1 pseudogene is annotated in these 382 nt (G+C 43.5%); it reads left to right on the forward strand.

The features are described 5' to 3' along the window. Positions 1–87: 87 nt before the first annotated feature. Positions 88–222, forward strand: a pseudogene (locus tag BGK49_RS29735) (DUF2170 family protein); the annotation flags it as partial. Positions 223–382 lie beyond the last annotated feature (160 nt).

A 382-nucleotide genomic window follows, 5' to 3' on the forward strand; every position in this document is an offset into this window, starting at 1 on the left:
GCGGAGCAGGAAGGACATCTGATGGAAATGGAAGCCACGCAAGCACCTTAAAATCACCATCATACACTAAATCAGTAAGTTGGCAGCATTACCAGAAATCAGAAGATGATGCCGTTGTCATCGGTAGGAATCTCCAGCGTGCAACAGGAAGAGTATTACATTGTTTTCGGGGCGTTATCGCTTAAATCTTCTCTTGAAGATATCCTGCTTGAGATAACCTAGCTGGTAGATAACGCATTGGATCTGGCTGAAATTACAGAAGAATATTCACACTAATTACAAGGACGGGTGAGGTGTACTGGCAATAGCGGACACTACCATTTGTTCTTTTTTTAAGCAGCCATCTGATGATATTTTTCCCTGAAGGCTGCCGGGGAGATAT

The sequence above is a fragment of the Shigella sp. FC1544 genome (genome assembly GCF_001722145.1).
GTDB classification, from domain to species: domain Bacteria; phylum Pseudomonadota; class Gammaproteobacteria; order Enterobacterales; family Enterobacteriaceae; genus Escherichia; species Escherichia coli.